Here is a 16,565-nt window from a genome sequence, read left to right on the forward strand (position 1 = left end):
CCCCAGATGACTGGCTCACCATTGGCCGCATCGTCTGCCCCCACGGTCTCAACGGTGAAGTCAGAGTCTACCCAGACAGTGACTTTCCCGAACGCTTTGAGCAGCCCGGGGAACGCTGGCTACTCAAAGCAGGCAGTTCAAAGCCAGAACCGATCAAATTACTCAAGGGACGTTTTCAAGACGGCAAAGGTCTCTATATTCTCAAGCTGGCTGGAGTCAATCATCGCGATCAGGCCGAAGCACTCCGAAATGCTCAGCTGCTCGTGACAGCCAGCGATCGCCTACCGTTAGACCCCGGAGAGTTCCATGTGGGTGATCTAATGGGATTGACTGTCATTCTGCAGGCTACAGGCGAACCTGTAGGGACCGTTAAAGATGTCTATCGAGCTGGCAATGACCTGCTGGAAGTCGTACTCACCGCTCAAAATGCGGATGACCTTGCTTCACAGACAGCTCGAACGGTTCTTATCCCTTTTGTGGAAGCCATTGTTCCCGTAGTGGATTTAACCCAGGGAGAGATTCAAATTACGCCACCAGCGGGATTGATTGACTAATTCCCTGTGTCCGGCAGCATCTCTGCGGCGTGGATCTGATTTGTGAGCAGGCGACGAATGCGGGTTAGCGTTTTGGGATCGTCAATGCACTGCTCCTGATACCCCCGCTGCCATACAGGAGCCCCCGGTCTGCCGCGAACTAGATTAATGCGCTTGGCTGCCGCTGCCTTAAATCCGGCCACAAACGATGAGAGGGCACGGGGCGGCTTAGGGGACGTGTGACGTGACCCGTAGGAAGATAGCTGACTATCGCTATTAACAACGGCAATCAGGGCCTGCACACCATTGGGTAAAACCGTCCAAAGATCGAGCTCAATGTCACGCTGATGAGCAGCGGCAGATTGCTGCCACTCGGCCACCGCGATTTGCCCCGAGGGATTAAGCTGTGTGTGCTCACCTGATAAATCTCCCAGCAGAAATTCTTCTTGGTGGGTCAACAGGTGAACGTGGTAAAGTTTCGCGCTGGGTTTGGATAGCTCCAAATGGAATGTGCTAGTCAACCTTCCCTCAGTGCCTATCCAGGCCTTGTGTTGTCTTCTGTTAGTCTAGATTTCCCAGCTGCTGGTATAAATCCTCACGGCCCCCAGACGTGCTTATCCCTAGATACCTTTCGGCACTTTCTAGAGAAGGCGCTCCAGGACTAACAGACTCCAACACAATGTGCTCAGATGTATTTCTTGCTGTTTATTTTACTGTCTAAATAATGGGCAGAGCGAGACTCGAACTCGCATGACCAAAGGCCGCCACATTTTGAGTGTGGTGCGTCTACCAATTTCGCCATCCGCCCGTAGCTTCACCATTATAGTGGATGCTGCGCGTTTGTAGCAGGTTTTGATAATCTCGGGTGCTGTGCCACTGGATAATTTCTTTAGCTCGTAAGACTGGCACCGGATGGGTAAGATCCTGGGTGCGTATTTCCTTAAGGAATGCGCCCATCTGATCATGACTCAGATCGCTATAGGCATTGGCTTGAGCTAAAAAAGCATCCAAATTCAGTTGGGGCGAGAGTGTGGGCGAGCCACCCGTGAGCTTCATCAGCACTGAGGCTACGGTGCGGGCATCTTGACTCACCAGTAGGGCGGCGCGATCGCAAGTAAACTCCGCGCAGCGCACCCACTTTAAAATCTGGCTTTGGAGACTTTGGGCTAAGGCTGGTCCCAGCGGCAGTTGGCTCGCCGCCAGTGCAATCAAGTTTGCCAGGGTGAGATAGACACCGTGATCACACTTGAGATGCCCCAATTCATGGCCGATGACCGCCTGCAGCTCAGACTGATCTAGCAGGTCAATCAGAGATGTATGCACCACAATAAACGGCTGCTTGCCCCGCATCGCAAACGTGTAGGCATTGGGAGTAGGATGCTGCTTGACATACAGCGCTGGCTCCTCGATGTCTAAAACCTGACAAGCCTCAACCAGGACTCCATGGATGTCGGGCAGCTGCGTTGGCCCCACCAAAACACTGGTAGCAATATTCTCTAGATAGAAAAACTGCTCTGCCGTGGGCCTGAGTAAGGCACGAATAGCTAGATCGAGACCGGGTAGCTGCTTCAGCGATTCGGTGGCTTTTAAATCTAGGGGATGGCGGAAATGGTTAGCCCGTAGCCCTGTCAAAATAGACTTTTGCTCCACACCTCCGCCTCCTTGGTAGATATACCCTCCATCAGTGTAGCGGCTACACGGTCACTGGCTGGCTTGGGGAAACACTCGCCGCTGCTTCCGTTGGCTTCTGAACACGGCGCAGCTTAGCCCCGATGGCCGACAACTTGGCTTCGATATTTTCATACCCGCGATCCAGGTGGTGCAAACCGTGCAGGGTGGTTTTACCCTCAGCAGCTAGACCTGCAACTAACAGCGCAGCAGCAGCCCTCAGGTCTGTGCCCGTGACCGGAGCCCCTGACAGACGTGGCACCCCACGAATCACCGCCGTGTTGCCCGTCAGCCGAATATCAGCTCCCATACGATTAAACTCTGCTACATGCTGTAGCCGGTTTTCAAACACGGTTTCTTTAATCACACTGTTCCCGTCTGCCAGCGTGGTTAGGGCCATAAACTGGGCCTGCATGTCGGTGGGGAATCCAGGATGGGGACGCGTCTCAATCTCGATGGGCAACAGTCGCTCACCGGGCACTATCCGAGCTCGACTGTGACCGTCCATTTCAACCCTGGTCCCGGCTTCTGCCAGCTTGGCGATGATCGGGGTTAGATGCTCTGGAATAATGGGCGATAGGCTGATGGGGGACTTGGTGATCGCCCCCGCCAGCATAAAGGTGCCAGCTTCGATCCGATCTGGAATAATGCCGTAGTCGGTGGAGTGGAGACTGGGGACACCCGCAATGGTGATGGTATTGGTGCCAGCGCCACGAATGCGAGCCCCCATGGCTCGGCAGAAGTTGGCCAAATCCAAAACTTCAGGTTCTTGGGCCGCATTTTCGATGACTGTTTCGCCTTCCGCCAGGGTAGCTGCCATCATGAGTGTCTCGGTAGCCCCAACGCTGGGGTAGTCCAGATAGATTTTTCCACCTTTAAGACGACCGCGACTGCCGGGCACATAGGCGTGAACGATACCATGGTCCATGTGGACCTCAGCACCTAATGCCTGCAAACCGCGAATGTGCAGAGCAACGGGACGAGCACCGATGGCACAGCCCCCTGGCAACGGAATCCGAGCCACACCCAAACGAGCCAACAGAGGACCAATAACGAAGAAGCTGGCCCTTAGCTTGCTAACAATATCGTATGGGGCGCGGGAATGGCTGATGGAACTGGCATCTACGTCTAGCGTATCACCGTTGTGAGTGACCTTAACCCCTAGGGCCTTGAGCACGTCCGCCATGCGGCCAATGTCCACCAGATTAGGAATGTTGCGAATCCGACAGTCCTGAGAACAGAGGATTGTCCCTGCCATGACAACCAATGCCGAGTTCTTGGCTCCACTAACGGGAATATGGCCACTGAGGGGCTGTCTGCCCCAAATTTCGATGATAGGCGCAGACTCGCTGGAGGAGCTTTGATCAGCCTGAAGTGAGGTGTTGATAATAATGTCCTCCGATATTCAATAAAGAGACTCAGCCAAACAAGAACACAAAATTGACGCGTTGACCAGCTTTGTCAAGATTGGTGATAATTCTATCCGAAACTATTAATTTGTTAAGTCATATTAATATCCTTTTGTGATCATTTCGTGACGCCATTGAGGATTTTTCGATCCAACAGATCGAAAAATCATTGGGAATTGCAAAAAATGGGGATTGACGAATCACCCTGATTGCTAGATGATTATCAATCACAGTTGCTTTGCAACTTTTAGCGGAACTGGCGGAATTGGTAGACGCGCTAGATTCAGGTTCTAGTGTTCGCAAGGACTTCCGGGTTCAAGTCCCGGGTTCCGCATGGGTCAGATTGGGTTTAGTTTGAATAGTGCCCTGTTCAGACGTTTGACTGATTCGTCTGGAGTGACATGTTCAAATCTGGCCATTGGGTTAGATATCCTTCAGTTTTTCTTATTTATTCAGATTTTTCTATTGATTTCTCAGGAAAGGCTCAGAAAACCAGTATTTGCTCATCTGAGTCTTTACGGAGGCTAGCAGAGGCGCGCTGTCAATTCTTTCTTGCGGCTGATATGGTAGGCAGCACTGTGCCTCCACCAATGTCTGCATGTTAGAAGAGCCTGTCGTTATTACTAGCACCAAAAATCCCATAGCCAAACAATTCCGTAAGCTACATCAGGCGAAGGAACGGCGGCGGCAGAATGTGTTTTTGCTAGAGGGCACGCATTTGTTACAGGAGGCTTGCGCCGTGGGGCATCCCCTGGTGCAGGTGGCGGCAACGGAGGCCTGGTGCCGCGCCCACGCAGAGATATTAGACCAGCTTCAGCATCTGACACCCGATATTCGGGTGGTGAGTCCTGAGGTGCTGAGCAGTATGTGCACCACCATCAGTCCTGATGGGGTGGTGGCCATGGCCCAGCGTTTGGTTCTGTCCACTGGTTCGGACACAGTGTCGCTGGGAGTGGCCCTGGAGCGATTGCAGGACCCTGGTAATTTGGGGAGCGTCATTCGCACAGCAGCAGCGGTGGGGTGCGATCGCATCTGGCTCACCAACGATAGCGTTGATATTGACCATCCTAAGGTGCTACGGGCCACCGCCGGACAATGGTTTCGCCTGCCGATGCAGACTATTCCCTCGTTAGCCAGCCTGGCCACACTGGATGGGCAACTGGTGGCTACTGTTCCGACCGCTTCCCTCGACTATTGGGATCTGGACCTACGACAGCCAACGGTCTTTCTCATGGGCAATGAAGGCGCAGGCCTATCGGAGCAGGCAATGGATCTGGCCACCCATCGGGTCAAAATTCCTTTAGCGCCCGATGTGGAGTCTTTGAATGTTGCGATCGCAACTGCCGTACTGCTTTACGAAGCCAAGCGTCAACGCCATGGCTGCTAAGCATTAGTCTCCGGCTGGGATGCTTTTGAGTTGAGTTGCTCAGTATTTGGACGCTGAAGCGAGCCAGAAGGACGCGCGGTTTCATCAGCGTCAGCCCCCTTTAGCCCATTGTCAAAAATGTTCTCTGTTTCGGTCTCTTCGTTGCCCCACAGCTCCTCTAGCTGCTCTAGAGACTGCATAAAATCGGCCACAGCAGACTGTCGGTGCTGATGCTTGTTCATAAATCTTGCCTCGTTAGTTGGCCCTAGCGCTGCGTCATGATTCAGCCACAGGAATCGCGACTAGGACGCTTAGTAATGGGATTTTTGAATCTAACTCTAGCCAAGATGTTCCAGATTTAAAAAAAGTAGGTAGTTCAATCGTGAGCTATCGCGATCTATTGGCAGCCATGCGTTACAAGCACCTGAGCCCAAAAAACAGATCGTTCCTTACAGTTCATCCAAACGTTCTACAGGGATTGAAGTTAGCTTGAATTTAGCAAATTTGAAAATAATTGCTAACTATCAAGTTGTCTAATATCCACAATCTAGTCGAGAATGGATTCTGCCCCTATGTTACCCATGTCGTTCTCTCGGCATCCAAGCAGTGGCTAAGGGCGTCGCTAATGTGCTGAAAACAGGAGATCGTTGTGAGTTCATCCTTTGATTACGACCTAATCATTGTGGGTGCCGGTGTGGGCGGCCATGGAGCAGCCTTACATGCTGTCAAAAGTGGCTTAAAGACTGCCATTATTGAAGCGGCTGATATGGGAGGCACCTGTGTCAATCGGGGATGTATTCCGTCGAAGGCCCTGCTAGCAGCGTCCGGTCGAGTGCGAGATTTGCGTGATAGACACCACCTGCAGTCCTTTGGTATCCAAGTGGGTGATGTCCAGTTTGATCGCTCGGCCATCGCGGATCATGCCAGCAATCTTGTCAGTAAAATCCAGGGCGACCTAACCAACAGCCTCACACGCCTAGGTGTAGATACGATTCGCGGCTGGGGTAAGCTAGCCGGTGCTCAAAAGGTAACCGTCGCCACCGCCAATGGGGATAAGACCTATACGGCCAAAGACATCATGCTGTCGCCAGGGTCAGTGCCCTTTGTCCCACCGGGGATTGAAACCGACGGCAAAACTGTATTTACCAGCGACGAGGCCATTAAACTCGACTGGCTGCCCCAGTGGGTAGCCATCATCGGCAGTGGCTACATCGGACTAGAATTTTCCGACGTGTATACGGCCCTGGGCTGTGAGGTCAGCATCATTGAAGCCTTGCCCCAGCTCATGCCCACCTTTGATCCAGATATTGCCAAAATCGCTAAGCGGGTCCTGATCGATCCCCGTGATATTGACACCCATGTGGGGGTAATCGCCAAAACAGTCACACCTGGATCTCCAGTGACTATTGAGCTGGCGGACTTAAAAACCAAGGAAACCGTTGATACCCTGGAAGTCGATGCCTGCTTGGTGGCCACTGGGCGCATTCCAGCCACAAAAAACATGGGCTTAGAAAATCTAGCCATCGAAACCGACCGCCGTGGATTTATCCCCGTCAACGACCGCATGGCGGTCCTGCGAGATGGTGAACCCATCCCCCACCTTTGGGCCATCGGCGATGCCACTGGCAAAATGATGCTGGCCCATGCCGCGTCTGCCCAGGGGGTAGTGGCCGTTGAAAATATTTTGGATAACAACCGTACCATTGACTATCGGAGTATTCCAGCTGCGGCCTTTACCCATCCAGAGGTCAGCTTTGTCGGCATGACAGAGCCTGCTGCCAAGGAACTGGCTGAGGCTGAAGGCTTCCAGATTGGCTCAGTGCGCAGCTATTTTAAGGCTAACTCCAAAGCCCTAGCGGAGAATGAGTCTGACGGTCTAGCCAAGGTCATTTACCGTAAGGATACGGGAGAAATTTTGGGGACTCATATTATTGGTATCCATGCCGCAGACCTGATTCAAGAGGTGGCTAACGCCATTGCCCAAGGGCAAACCGTTAAGGATCTATCCTTTATTGTGCACACCCATCCCACACTGTCCGAGGTGTTAGATGAAGCCTTTAAGCGCGCTGAGGTAACGGCATGAAAATCAGACGGCGTTCTCCAAACCCAGCCGTAGCGGTCGATACACTACGTTATCAGGTCAAAGTGCCCGATAGCGAGCCTCACAATATTCTTGAAAAAATTGTTTGGCAGAAGGAAACTGAGGTGGCGCGTCTGCGAGAAAAGGCACCGCTGGCTGAGCTCCAGCGCCAGGTTTTAGCGGCGGCTCCTCCGTTGGACTTTGCAGCGGCATTACGTCAGGGCAAGACGACACCCGCTGTAATTGCTGAGGTTAAAAAGGCATCCCCCAGTAAAGGCGTCATTCGAGAAGACTTTGACCCGGTTGCGATCGCAACCGCCTATAAACACGGCGGAGCCACCTGTCTATCCGTTCTCACCGATCGCAAATTCTTCCAAGGCAGCTTTGAGTACTTGGCCCAGGTCCGTCAAGCCGTAGATTTACCCTTGCTGTGCAAGGAGTTTATTATCTATCCCTATCAGATCTATCAGGCCCGTATCCATGGAGCAGATGCAATTTTGCTGATAGCCGCCATTCTATCGGATAAAGATTTGGGTTACTTTACTCGAATTGCTAAGGCTTTAGGGATGACTGCCCTGGTAGAAGTCCACACCGCCGAAGAACTAGATCGGGTGCTCAACATAGAACACGTCAAGGTTATCGGGGTCAACAATCGTAACCTCGAAAACTTTTTAGTTAGTTTAGACACCACTCGCGATTTATTAGCCCAGGCATCTAGCCATCCACGGTCCGATGAAATATTGTTTATTAGTGAGTCTGGCATTCATCAACCTAGTGATGTGGCCCAAGTAACCAAGGCTGGAGCCCAAGCCATTTTGGTCGGCGAATCACTAATGCGGCAACCCGACCCCGGTATCGCCATTGGCCAACTTATGGCGTAGGTTCTGCGGTCGTTCATTGACTACCAGCTTTAGGTTCCCTACTCTGATTTTCGATTATGAGCCGTTCGATCCCTCTGCCCTCCCACATCCATTACGAGCTACTGCTCAGGCTTCTAGAACGTGAAACTGCTGCTGTCATCTATCAGCACTCTCCCCAAAAGGAACAGCTACAGGAATTAATTATTACCCTGCGCAAAGCCCTATCCCAACAAAAGCAGTTAGAGGAAAGTTGCAGAGTCTCCGAGCTAGCAGTGGAATATCACTGGTCATTAAACGAGACCCCTGGCGTTTAGATTTAGGTCATCGTCAACGGAAGCCAAAATCAAAATCCTCCTAAGGCAACTCGTACCTTAGGAGGATTTTGATTTTCTTAATCAACTTCTCGCAGCGCAGTTTTGACAAACTGGCGCTAGGGATGAAGCAGAAGATCAGGGAAGAAACGGTTGAACTCAATCAGGATACCAGCAGTGATTGTCATCCAGATTGTGGCTACTACAGGAGCTGTAGACAGATACTTCATCATGGGAATTTTGTCCTGAATAAAGTCGGGTTAAAAAATAATTTTATCTTGAGTGCAGCTTAGCAATTTCGACATGATATCGAGCTGCCTTACCACACCCATGACGGACGTCGCCTAGCGAGGCGACACAGTGATTTCATCATCCTTTGCAAACATCGCACCGGATGCAATGTCTTTGAATGCAGCCAAAGGCCATGCAGCACCAGCCAAGGATGACTTAATGGCTAGACCAGTATCAATGATGATCTCCATTTCCTCAGGCTTTTTAGCAGAGCGAGACTCAATCAGATAAGAACGGCCAGCCCAGCCAATCCAACCGGCAATGTAAAGGAAGAGAATGCCAGGAATGACAAACTCACCCAAGTGAGATAAATCACCATCTACTACCAAGTGGGGCAGACCATCTTCGCCGCAGAGCAAGGTGGAGTTAGCATAAAAATCAAAACGTGCTTTAGCACCGTCTGTTGTGGCCGCAGAGGCACGTTGTTGGAACGCAGCAGATTCACCACAGGGGGTTAGACCAGCTACGTTGTCTCCAGCCAAGCTGGCAGAAGCGGGTGCCGCGAAGCCAAACCAGAGGCAAAATACTAAAGCCAGAGCAAACAACCGTCGCATAGAGTGTTTCCTTTGTGGTTTACAAAAGATCAAAATAAATTCAGAGAGTCTCTTAACTTAGATAACCAACTGTAAGACTGCTTTAACGAGTAACCTAGCGTGCAAGCTTTGTCGATGAACTCACATGACACTAGGAAATTGCTAAAACTGAACCAACGTGAACTAAATTAAGGATCTACTTAACTCTCAGGGATCATACCTTTCCGTCAAACCCTGGCAGGGGAATTGCTCACAAGACTTTACATGCTGACACAATTAACGGATGGCCACAATATTAGCAATTGAAACTAGCTGTGATGAAACCGCCGCCGCCGTGGTGCACCATCGTCAAGTACTCAGCAATGTTGTGGCCTCTCAAATTGATCTCCACCGTCGCTATGGTGGCGTTGTACCAGAGCTTGCTTCCCGTGAGCATTTGCTGACCATTGGTGACACAGTTAATGAGGCATTAATCAAGTCTCAGTTAAATTGGGCTGAGATTGACGCAGTTGCCACCACTTGTACACCTGGATTAGTCGGTGCCCTATTAGTTGGAATGAGTGTGGGTAAAACCCTATCGATAGTGCACCAAAAGCCTTTTTTAGGGGGGCACCACTTAGAAGGCCATATCTATGCCGCTTATTTAGAGCAAGCAGATCTACAGCCACCGTTTCTATGTTTGCTGGTCTCCGGTGGCCATACGAGTCTGATCCGTGTCGATGGCTGTGGACAGTACAAACTGCTAGGCAAAACGCGGGATGATGCTGCTGGCGAAGCTTTTGATAAAGTAGCTCGGTTGCTGGGCCTGGGGTATCCTGGTGGGCCTATCATTGACCGTTTAGCCCAGCAGGGCGATCCTAAAGCCTTTCAACTCCCTGAGGGCAATATTTCCCTACCGGAGGGCGGCTACCACCCCTACGATGCTAGCTTTAGTGGTCTAAAAACAGCCGTTCTTAGACTGGTAGAACGGCTGCAAGCAGATGGTGTGGATCCATTGCCAGTGGCGGATATTGCTGCTAGTTTTCAAAATGCTGTGGTGAGAGCGTTGACTAAACGTGCTGTACGCTGTGCCCAAGATCAAAACCTTCCCGCTATTGTTTTAGGGGGTGGTGTGGCAGCCAATAGTGGTTTGCGCCATTCCCTGACAGAGGCTGCTGCCAAGCAAGACATTCAGGTCTATGTGCCATCCTTAAATTTTTGTACCGACAATGCCGCTATGGTTGCCTGTGCAGCTAGTGAGCATTTTGATCAAGGACACCGCTCTAGGTTGGATCTAGGCGTCTATTCCCGTTTGCCCCTAGAAGAGATTTCCGTTCTATATCAGCCTAACAACCACTGACGAACCTGGGTTTCCAACGCCAACGGTTGTTCTAACATGGCAAAATGCCCACATTGTTCGAGTTTAATCACCGCCGGTTTACCCCGATGGAAAAAGTGGTGAAAACTGGCTAAATGCATCACATAGCGAGGTTCCATCACCATATCTTGTTCTCCAGTAACAAAATATACTGGCTGCGATAGCTGTGAGACTATTTGGGGGAGCTGGTGGACTTCATCTTCAGTAGTTGATGCCAATAAAGACTGCATGGCTGCGTCTGGATCGGCCCGCAAAAAATCAATGAGGCGCTGTCTTCCCCATTGATAGCTCAGGGTTTTTCGCACCATGATGTGGGCAAACACCCAAGGTAGTAAGGGGAGATGCTGTAACCATTGGGGCCGCCACCCCACCATCTGTTGACCAGCACTGCGAAATTTTTCAAAGGCGTTACGAATATAGATACCTCCCCCTGCGTTAACACAGATGACTCCCTGAATCCGTTCTGGAAACAAATGGGCCGCCCATAGAGCAATGCTGCCCCCCAAGGAATGCCCCATCAGCCATACATGCTCTAGTTCTAGGGTCTCTAGCAGGGCATTTAAATCGTGGGCATAGGCAGCTAGCCCATAATCTGCTGTGGCTGCACAGCGATCGCACAGTTGCTGCGTAGAATCACCAAAACCGCGTAAATCATAGGCTAGGCAGGCAATATCAGGGGCTAGTTGCTGCATTAGCGGCTGCCAATAGGCCCGGCTCAGCAACCAACCATGGATACAGACCAGTACGGAACGATGACTGGCCGTCGTTGAAAATAAATTTGGAGTGAAATCATAAACATGGGGCACTCCGAAGACAGACGTCACCACCATGGTGAAAATAGCATTCGCACAACGACATCCAATCTTGACCAGTCCCACAAAGCTCATCAGGGAGAGCCTAAATATTGACAGGGGGGTAAGGGCCTACCAGGTAAACGTCAATAGAGACCACCCAACAAACGCTCACGCATACCTTCCGCAATTTTATGGCCCAAATATTCTGGAATTAAACTTTCATTTGGACCCAGTAAATACAAAATCAATCGGGTACGACCACGCCATACCAATAGATTAGCATTTACCACCAGCAGATCTTCCTGCCAGATGGCATACATTACCTTGTAAAACAGTCCTGGCTGGTTATCAGCTTCAATCAGCAAAGCCGGTAGATGAAAAACTGGATCGACATAGAATTCAGTTTCAACTTTTTCCAGGCCTGCATTGAGATTGAACTCAACACTGAGCATTTCTTCAACTTCATAGCGCCCAGCTAACGCTTCTCGAATAGCACGGCAGGTATTATCAGCGGTTTTGTCGCTGAGGGCTTTACCCCCACGAGAGACCACCAGTTTTACGAAGACCAGCATGGGAGGAGAAATCTGACCGTAAAGGCTCAGGCTATGAATGGTGAGCCCGTAAGCTGTCAAAACGCCAAAAATATCGCTGAGGAGAAAGGATTGATTTCGGTAGGCGAAGTGAAGGGCGCTCCGGTTTCCTTCCGGTTTAATTTCAATAACGGCTTTTTTGGTTTTGTATAGCTGATAGGCAAGCCGTAGATTCTGTAATTGGATTTCGCTACTGACAAATTGCTCATAAAATTGCGGAAACGCCCGATTGAAGCGTTTCAGCAACTCTACTGTCGATGTCTTTAATCCGGCTGCCATAAATATTCAGAAACTGCATCAGTTGTGCCGGTTGGCTAGCTTTGCGGCATGGGCTAGCCCGGCACAAACCCTATCAATCAAAATAATCCTCGAAAACACCGCTCTCAAGCCCCCGAAGCAATGTTACCCAGAGTGTTTTGTTATCTTTGCTCAGAAAATCATGTTAAGGCTTGACTGGCATCATACCTAGCAGAAAAAATGCACCAGCTTGCTCGCAAGTTTATCGATTTGTTACTTAATTTTGGTGGATTCTAAATCAATGTTTTTACCCTCTTAGGAAAGGATAGACCTATACTGCTAGAGTTATGACAGAGTTTATATTTCCAACCGTTTTATATGCATGGGTTTCTGGAAAAGCTTATTTAGTCCAACCGAGGCTTCATCAGTGCCCACGCAAGCTGTTTCTGATGATTATGCAATAAACGCGATAGGGTCTGAGCAGTCTGCCCGTATTGTTTTCAGTACAGATCGCAATATTGATTTGTACGAGCTTGAAGAACTTTGTGATGCTGTCGGTTGGTCACGGCGTCCTCTACGTAAAGTTAAAAAGGCTATCCAGCACAGCTTTCTGGTGGTCACCATGTGGGAGCAGCAAGGCAGTCGCAGGCGTTTAATTGGCTTTTCGCGTGCCACCTCAGATCATGCTTTCAACGCCACTATTTGGGATGTGGTAGTTCATCCTAGCTTTCAGGGGAAAGGCTTGGGTAAAGCACTGATGCACCAGCTGATAAAGAAGCTGCGTAGTGAGGATATTAGTAACGTCACCTTGTTTGCTGATCCCCATGTGGTAAATTTTTATAAAAATTTAGGGTTTATGCCAGATCCAGAGGGAATCAAGGGCATGTTTTGGTACCCGGACTAGGCATTAGCCGCATAAATATCTGGCTTCGGCAATCCATTGTGAAACTTGGGTCGTATCTGGGCTGAGGTCAGCCCGTTGCATGAGTTTTATCTGGAGTCGTTTAAGTTGAGAGTGCAGTTGGGATACCGGTAATAGAGCAAGCTGCTGAGGTGAGCTAATGCCAGCATGCAGGAGTAGTCCACAGTACTGACAGCCAACGCTAGGAATACAGGCTAGCTTGGCTAGGGCCGTCCACTTATTGATGTGTTTAATATGGGAGTTGAGCTGTTCGGCAAGCTGTAGCCGAGCTGGCTGACTACGGGTCACTTTAAGCAAGTCGAGGGTGGTGACAATTTTGAGTGCCCTGAGCCGTTGCTGCTGATCTTGCGATATGCCTGGCAGCTGCTCAATGGCCCAGCTTTGAAGTTGAATAGACTGTGATGGCATAGCGACTAGAAACCCATGGGGCAAACGGAGGTATAGTTATGTTAGGTTGTTAACTGGCTACACTGATAGTTCCATAGCGTAGGACAGAGTGGTCATTTTAGGTGCTGTTGGTGACCGTATGGACGTAACAGCATGACAACGGGATGTAGCGCAGCTTGGTAGCGCGCCTGCTTTGGGAGCAGGATGTCGCAGGTTCGAATCCTGTCATCCCGATTAGAAAAGTTTATGGTGAATAGCTTCTATAGTCCTGATTAACGAGGGTTCAGGGCTTTTCAATCGCCATGACTTAGCCCATCGGGAATACCGGAATACCGACGTCTCCAGGGGAGCCAGTTATGGAAATGGCTCTATCAACATCAAAGACATTAAGCTGTGTTACATGATAAAGATTGAGTAAGTTTACTGTCTGGCATTAGGAGGAAGTATGAAAGCAAGATTTGGTCGGTTACTATGTGGCCTACTAGGTAGCGGGGTGATGGCTGCTACACTACATACCCCTCAAGCATTAGCGCTCTCAGAAGATGAGCTGCTAGACAAATTTTCGGAAGTGCCTGTGTTTGTCATGGTAGATAGCTCTGGGGGCTATGTCACCCCGGTATCTGATCTACCTAACGATGGTCTGGGTAATGTTGCGCTGCTCCGAGTTTTCTTCAATGAGGACGATGTTATTTCATTTGTGCGACAGGTTCGTGAAGAGAACCCGAGATTTCACCAGGGTGGTTCAGTGGGCGTGGTTGATTTAGCTACGGTCCATCTTCTAGCGGCACAAGAACGCGAGGTCCCCCTGAAACTGATATTTATTCCTCAACAAGACGATCTTCAAGCGGCCCTCGATTTGGATAGCGAATTTGGTGGTAACTCATCTTCATCGCTAGTACCTTTGTTTACGTTGCAGGATGCTTCTGGAGGGTATTTGCCTCTGTCTGTGACTGGTGAAGCCGAAGAAGAAACTCTGGTCTCGCTGTTTTTATCCAGGGAGGATGCTGAGAATGTTTTGAATGCTGTTCAGCAGTCAAATCCTGCTCTGTCAGATGTCTCTATTGGTGTAGTTTCGCTAGCTGATATTTCGAGTGAATTTCTCCAAACTGATAATGAATCGTTTGAGCTGATCCGCTTTTTGCCGGATTCAGATGTGATTAACCATATTCAAGATTTGGAATTGGAATAAGTGGCTCTGGCTGGGGGATAAGCGTAAATTTAGCTCATTCGCTATGCCCCATCAGTAGGTCATAAATGTGGTGGGCCATAGCTAATTTGGTCGTAGCGGGGAGAGGGGTATGGCGGCTTTCATCTAAAAATATGCCGTGGTTGCGATCGCAACCAAACCCACTCTCCGGCTGATCTACCGGATTCGCCACAATCGCATCGAGTCCTTTACGCTTCAGCTTATCTAAAGCAGGTTTAACAATGTCGCCCGTCTGAGCCGCAAACCCTACCAGGGTTTGATCGGCTCTTTTGCTAGCAGACAGTTTTGCAGCGATATCTGTCACAGGTTCAAGCGGCAGAGGGTTAGGCAACTCGGCCTTGGCCAGCTTGCCAGTCACCTGTTGCAGAGGACGCATATCAGCAACTGCTGCTGCCATGATGATCCAGTCGGCGGTTTCTAGCTGCGTCATCAGGGCAGCTTCCATGGCAGCGGCGCTGACTACCGCCATAGTTTGGACCGTATCGGGAATGGTTTGGCGCAGATGGCTTTCCATGGGGCCATGGACTAGAGCCACTTGAGCACCTCGATAAATCGCAGCGGTAGCGAGGGCAATCCCCATTCGACCGGTGGACGGATTGCCGATATAGCGCACAGCATCGATAAATTCCTGGGTGCTGCCGGTGCTGATCAGGATGCGTTTGCCCTGCAGGTCTCGGCGGCCTTGGGTATGGGTTAGGGACTCTAGGGCGGCACGGATACTATGGGGTTCGGCCATGCGTCCAGTGCCGATGCGATCGCATGCTAACCTCCCAGCCGCCGGACCCACCGCATGGTAACGTTCATCAGCCAAAACCTGCTGCCAGCTGCGCTGGACAGAACGCTGCTGCCACATATCCGTATTCATAGCTGGAGCCAATAACACCGGGCAGGTGGAGGCCAACACCGTATTGGTCAGCAGATTATCCGCCAAGCCATGGGCCAGCTTACCCAAAGTATTCGCCGTTAAAGGAGCAATCAAAAAAATATCGGCCCACTCAGCTAGCTCGATATGTAGTGGTCGAGCCTGATCTGCAGACCAAAAATTGCCATCCGTATAGGCAGCATGGCGAGAAAGCGTAGCAAAGGTCAGCGCCGAGACAAACGCCTCTGCCGACTGCGTCAAAATAACCCGTACGTCCACCCCGGCTTTGGCCAGAGCAGACACCACTTCACAAACCTTATAGGCTGCAATACCGCCACTAATACCGACAAGAACCTTGGCATGTGGCGACGCATCTGCCATTAAGCTTCGTCAAAGGCTTCCATATCCAGTAGGTGTAAATACGAATCCACTAGCTCCGGGCGTTGAAAGGCCACCGACCGCAGGCGATGCCAGTCTTGTAGTCCTTCAAAAGCTGTCGTGTATTCATCTTGCTCTAGACGCTGTGCCAGCTGATCTACGTCCTCTTGAGTGACATCAGCAATGGGCTTATCAGAAACTTTGCTTGTACTTGAAACCATGGTGCTGGCTCCTGTGGGCTGGCGCTATCCAATAGTGTATTCGCTGTCGTATCCAGTGTCCCGGAGTACACCAGAATTGTTACACCTGGTGTTTACAAAATTTTTTGGCCGCATCTAGCACCTGCAGGCTGATCTCATGGCCCATGGTGAATTCATGATAGTCAACAGCCACTGACAATGCTTCTAGTTCGGACTTATTACGACGGGCTTGATCGACAGGGACCACCGGATCTTGACGTCCGTGAACTAGTAAAACAGGACGCGGGGCAATAGGGGCAGCTATAGGACCATGGCTGTAGCCGCTAAGAACCATCATGCCGGCCACCGGTAGCTGCATGCCCACATCCAGGACCATCGCTCCACCTTGGGAAAATCCGCCGAGAATAGTTTTCTCTAACGGAATACCTATTTTTTTAGGAAGGCCCGTTAGCCAGTCCAGCAGACACTGGCGACTATGCTGCAAATCTGACTGGTGGGTAAAGGACTGATCAAAGTCAAAGATTTCAGGCAAGGCATACCACATACGACCACCGGGGGCTCCCATGCCACTGGCCAAGGT

Annotated in this window: 20 protein-coding genes and 3 tRNA genes; 10 read left to right on the top strand and 13 right to left on the bottom strand. The window is 50.5% G+C overall.

What is annotated here, in order from left to right:
• On the top strand, nt 1-554 hold a 554-nt coding region (gene rimM / locus IQ260_RS13815), incomplete at its 5' end, for a ribosome maturation factor RimM (RefSeq protein ID WP_193993693.1).
• On the opposite strand, the gene IQ260_RS13820 is transcribed toward rimM, so the two are convergent.
• The 4 genes from IQ260_RS13820 to murA all read right to left on the bottom strand — a co-directional run bounded on the left by IQ260_RS13820 (nt 551) and on the right by murA (nt 3,606).
• Nucleotides 551-1,054, bottom strand: a complete 504-nt coding sequence (locus IQ260_RS13820) for a hypothetical protein (protein ID WP_193993694.1) — start codon at nt 1,052-1,054, stop codon at nt 551-553. The genes rimM and IQ260_RS13820 overlap by 4 nt on opposite strands.
• A gap of 204 nt (nt 1,055-1,258) precedes the next feature.
• Nucleotides 1,259-1,341: transfer RNA gene (locus IQ260_RS13825), tRNA-Leu, on the bottom strand.
• Nucleotides 1,320-2,183, bottom strand: coding sequence for a M48 family metallopeptidase (locus IQ260_RS13830; protein ID WP_193993695.1), 864 nt, complete (start codon nt 2,181-2,183; stop codon nt 1,320-1,322). The genes IQ260_RS13825 and IQ260_RS13830 overlap by 22 nt, the downstream gene beginning before the upstream one ends.
• Nucleotides 2,184-2,226: 43 nt before the next feature.
• Complete coding sequence (murA, locus tag IQ260_RS13835) at nt 2,227-3,606, bottom strand: UDP-N-acetylglucosamine 1-carboxyvinyltransferase (protein ID WP_322744960.1); 1,380 nt, start codon at nt 3,604-3,606, stop codon at nt 2,227-2,229.
• Nucleotides 3,607-3,860: 254 nt separating this feature from the next.
• Here murA and IQ260_RS13840 point away from each other — a divergent pair.
• Together IQ260_RS13840 and IQ260_RS13845 are read left to right on the top strand one after the other, a co-directional pair.
• Nucleotides 3,861-3,944 (top strand) — tRNA-Leu (locus IQ260_RS13840).
• 264 nt (nt 3,945-4,208) lie between these two features.
• The gene (locus IQ260_RS13845; protein ID WP_193993696.1) at nt 4,209-4,997 is read left to right on the top strand and encodes a TrmH family RNA methyltransferase; all 789 of its coding nucleotides are present in this window, start codon (nt 4,209-4,211) and stop codon (nt 4,995-4,997) included.
• On the opposite strand, the gene IQ260_RS13850 is transcribed toward IQ260_RS13845, so the two are convergent.
• Nucleotides 4,994-5,218, bottom strand: coding sequence for a hypothetical protein (locus IQ260_RS13850; protein WP_193993697.1), 225 nt, complete (start codon nt 5,216-5,218; stop codon nt 4,994-4,996). The genes IQ260_RS13845 and IQ260_RS13850 overlap by 4 nt on opposite strands.
• A 407-nt stretch (nt 5,219-5,625) precedes the next feature.
• Here IQ260_RS13850 and lpdA point away from each other — a divergent pair, with 407 nt between their 5' ends.
• Genes lpdA through IQ260_RS13865 form a run of 3 tightly spaced genes read left to right on the top strand, consistent with a single transcriptional unit; the run spans nt 5,626 to nt 8,230 of the window.
• Entirely contained in the window at nt 5,626-7,059 is a 1,434-nt protein-coding gene (lpdA, locus tag IQ260_RS13855) for a dihydrolipoyl dehydrogenase (protein ID WP_193993698.1), read from the top strand.
• Nucleotides 7,056-7,937: an indole-3-glycerol phosphate synthase TrpC gene (gene trpC / locus IQ260_RS13860; RefSeq protein ID WP_193993699.1), complete on the top strand. Its 882-nt coding sequence runs from the start codon at nt 7,056-7,058 to the stop codon at nt 7,935-7,937. Before lpdA ends, trpC begins: the two co-directional genes overlap by 4 nt.
• Nucleotides 7,938-7,993: 56 nt before the next feature.
• Nucleotides 7,994-8,230, top strand: coding sequence for a DUF5340 family protein (locus IQ260_RS13865; RefSeq protein ID WP_193993700.1), 237 nt, complete (start codon nt 7,994-7,996; stop codon nt 8,228-8,230).
• A gap of 116 nt (nt 8,231-8,346) precedes the next feature.
• On the opposite strand, the gene psaJ is transcribed toward IQ260_RS13865, so the two are convergent.
• Together psaJ and IQ260_RS13875 are read right to left on the bottom strand one after the other, a co-directional pair.
• Complete coding sequence (gene psaJ / locus IQ260_RS13870; protein WP_322744958.1) at nt 8,347-8,460, bottom strand: photosystem I reaction center subunit IX; 114 nt, start codon at nt 8,458-8,460, stop codon at nt 8,347-8,349.
• 111 nt (nt 8,461-8,571) lie between these two features.
• Nucleotides 8,572-9,072, bottom strand: a complete 501-nt coding sequence (locus IQ260_RS13875) for a Photosystem I reaction center subunit III (RefSeq protein ID WP_193993701.1) — start codon at nt 9,070-9,072, stop codon at nt 8,572-8,574.
• Between the two features lie 262 nt (nt 9,073-9,334).
• On the opposite strand from IQ260_RS13875, the gene tsaD reads away from it, so the two are divergent.
• Entirely contained in the window at nt 9,335-10,390 is a 1,056-nt protein-coding gene (tsaD, locus tag IQ260_RS13880) for a tRNA (adenosine(37)-N6)-threonylcarbamoyltransferase complex transferase subunit TsaD (protein ID WP_193993702.1), read from the top strand.
• On the opposite strand, the gene IQ260_RS13885 is transcribed toward tsaD, so the two are convergent.
• Together IQ260_RS13885 and IQ260_RS13890 are read right to left on the bottom strand one after the other, a co-directional pair.
• Nucleotides 10,372-11,295 (bottom strand): alpha/beta fold hydrolase, encoded by a 924-nt coding sequence (locus tag IQ260_RS13885; protein WP_228016045.1) that lies wholly within the window; start codon nt 11,293-11,295, stop codon nt 10,372-10,374. The genes tsaD and IQ260_RS13885 overlap by 19 nt on opposite strands.
• Before the next feature lie 50 nt (nt 11,296-11,345).
• Nucleotides 11,346-12,071, bottom strand: coding sequence for a hypothetical protein (locus tag IQ260_RS13890; protein ID WP_193993704.1), 726 nt, complete (start codon nt 12,069-12,071; stop codon nt 11,346-11,348).
• Nucleotides 12,072-12,456: 385 nt separating this feature from the next.
• Here IQ260_RS13890 and IQ260_RS13895 point away from each other — a divergent pair, with 385 nt between their 5' ends.
• On the top strand, nt 12,457-12,933 hold the full coding sequence (locus tag IQ260_RS13895; protein WP_322744959.1) for a GNAT family N-acetyltransferase: 477 nt from the start codon (nt 12,457-12,459) through the stop codon (nt 12,931-12,933).
• 3 nt (nt 12,934-12,936) lie between these two features.
• Here IQ260_RS13895 and IQ260_RS13900 read toward each other — a convergent pair whose 3' ends face one another.
• A complete protein-coding gene (locus IQ260_RS13900) occupies nt 12,937-13,359 on the bottom strand; it encodes a DUF4332 domain-containing protein (protein WP_193993706.1) in 423 nt (140 codons plus the stop codon).
• 139 nt (nt 13,360-13,498) lie between these two features.
• Here IQ260_RS13900 and IQ260_RS13905 point away from each other — a divergent pair.
• Nucleotides 13,499-13,572 (top strand) — tRNA-Pro (locus tag IQ260_RS13905).
• 211 nt (nt 13,573-13,783) lie between these two features.
• Nucleotides 13,784-14,527 (top strand): Tic22 family protein, encoded by a 744-nt coding sequence (locus IQ260_RS13910; protein ID WP_193993707.1) that lies wholly within the window; start codon nt 13,784-13,786, stop codon nt 14,525-14,527.
• A gap of 34 nt (nt 14,528-14,561) precedes the next feature.
• Here IQ260_RS13910 and coaBC read toward each other — a convergent pair whose 3' ends face one another.
• The 3 genes from coaBC to IQ260_RS13925 form a co-directional block, all read right to left on the bottom strand.
• Nucleotides 14,562-15,788: a bifunctional phosphopantothenoylcysteine decarboxylase/phosphopantothenate--cysteine ligase CoaBC gene (gene coaBC, locus IQ260_RS13915; protein WP_193993708.1), complete on the bottom strand. Its 1,227-nt coding sequence runs from the start codon at nt 15,786-15,788 to the stop codon at nt 14,562-14,564.
• Nucleotides 15,788-16,006, bottom strand: coding sequence for a protein IsiD (gene isiD / locus IQ260_RS13920; RefSeq protein WP_193993709.1), 219 nt, complete (start codon nt 16,004-16,006; stop codon nt 15,788-15,790). The genes coaBC and isiD overlap by 1 nt, the downstream gene beginning before the upstream one ends.
• A gap of 79 nt (nt 16,007-16,085) precedes the next feature.
• The coding region (locus IQ260_RS13925; protein ID WP_193993710.1) for an alpha/beta hydrolase at nt 16,086-16,565 on the bottom strand (480 nt) is incomplete at its 5' end.

The sequence above is a fragment of the Leptolyngbya cf. ectocarpi LEGE 11479 genome (genome assembly GCF_015207065.1).
Lineage (GTDB): Bacteria > Cyanobacteriota > Cyanobacteriia > Phormidesmidales > Phormidesmidaceae > Leptothoe > Leptothoe ectocarpi.

Coding starts and splice junctions, on each gene's coding strand:
- tsaD (WP_193993702.1), top strand. CDS start 9,335: ATGGCCACAATATTAGCAATTGAAACTAGCTGTGATGAAACCGCCGCC.
- IQ260_RS13885 (WP_228016045.1), bottom strand. CDS start 11,295: ATGAGCTTTGTGGGACTGGTCAAGATTGGATGTCGTTGTGCGAATGCT.
- IQ260_RS13845 (WP_193993696.1), top strand. CDS start 4,209: ATGTTAGAAGAGCCTGTCGTTATTACTAGCACCAAAAATCCCATAGCC.
- trpC (WP_193993699.1), top strand. CDS start 7,056: ATGAAAATCAGACGGCGTTCTCCAAACCCAGCCGTAGCGGTCGATACA.
- psaJ (WP_322744958.1), bottom strand. CDS start 8,460: ATGATGAAGTATCTGTCTACAGCTCCTGTAGTAGCCACAATCTGGATG.
- coaBC (WP_193993708.1), bottom strand. CDS start 15,788: ATGGCAGATGCGTCGCCACATGCCAAGGTTCTTGTCGGTATTAGTGGC.
- IQ260_RS13900 (WP_193993706.1), bottom strand. CDS start 13,359: ATGCCATCACAGTCTATTCAACTTCAAAGCTGGGCCATTGAGCAGCTG.
- IQ260_RS13850 (WP_193993697.1), bottom strand. CDS start 5,218: ATGAACAAGCATCAGCACCGACAGTCTGCTGTGGCCGATTTTATGCAG.
- IQ260_RS13875 (WP_193993701.1), bottom strand. CDS start 9,072: ATGCGACGGTTGTTTGCTCTGGCTTTAGTATTTTGCCTCTGGTTTGGC.
- IQ260_RS13890 (WP_193993704.1), bottom strand. CDS start 12,071: ATGGCAGCCGGATTAAAGACATCGACAGTAGAGTTGCTGAAACGCTTC.
- IQ260_RS13910 (WP_193993707.1), top strand. CDS start 13,784: ATGAAAGCAAGATTTGGTCGGTTACTATGTGGCCTACTAGGTAGCGGG.
- IQ260_RS13865 (WP_193993700.1), top strand. CDS start 7,994: ATGAGCCGTTCGATCCCTCTGCCCTCCCACATCCATTACGAGCTACTG.
- isiD (WP_193993709.1), bottom strand. CDS start 16,006: ATGGTTTCAAGTACAAGCAAAGTTTCTGATAAGCCCATTGCTGATGTC.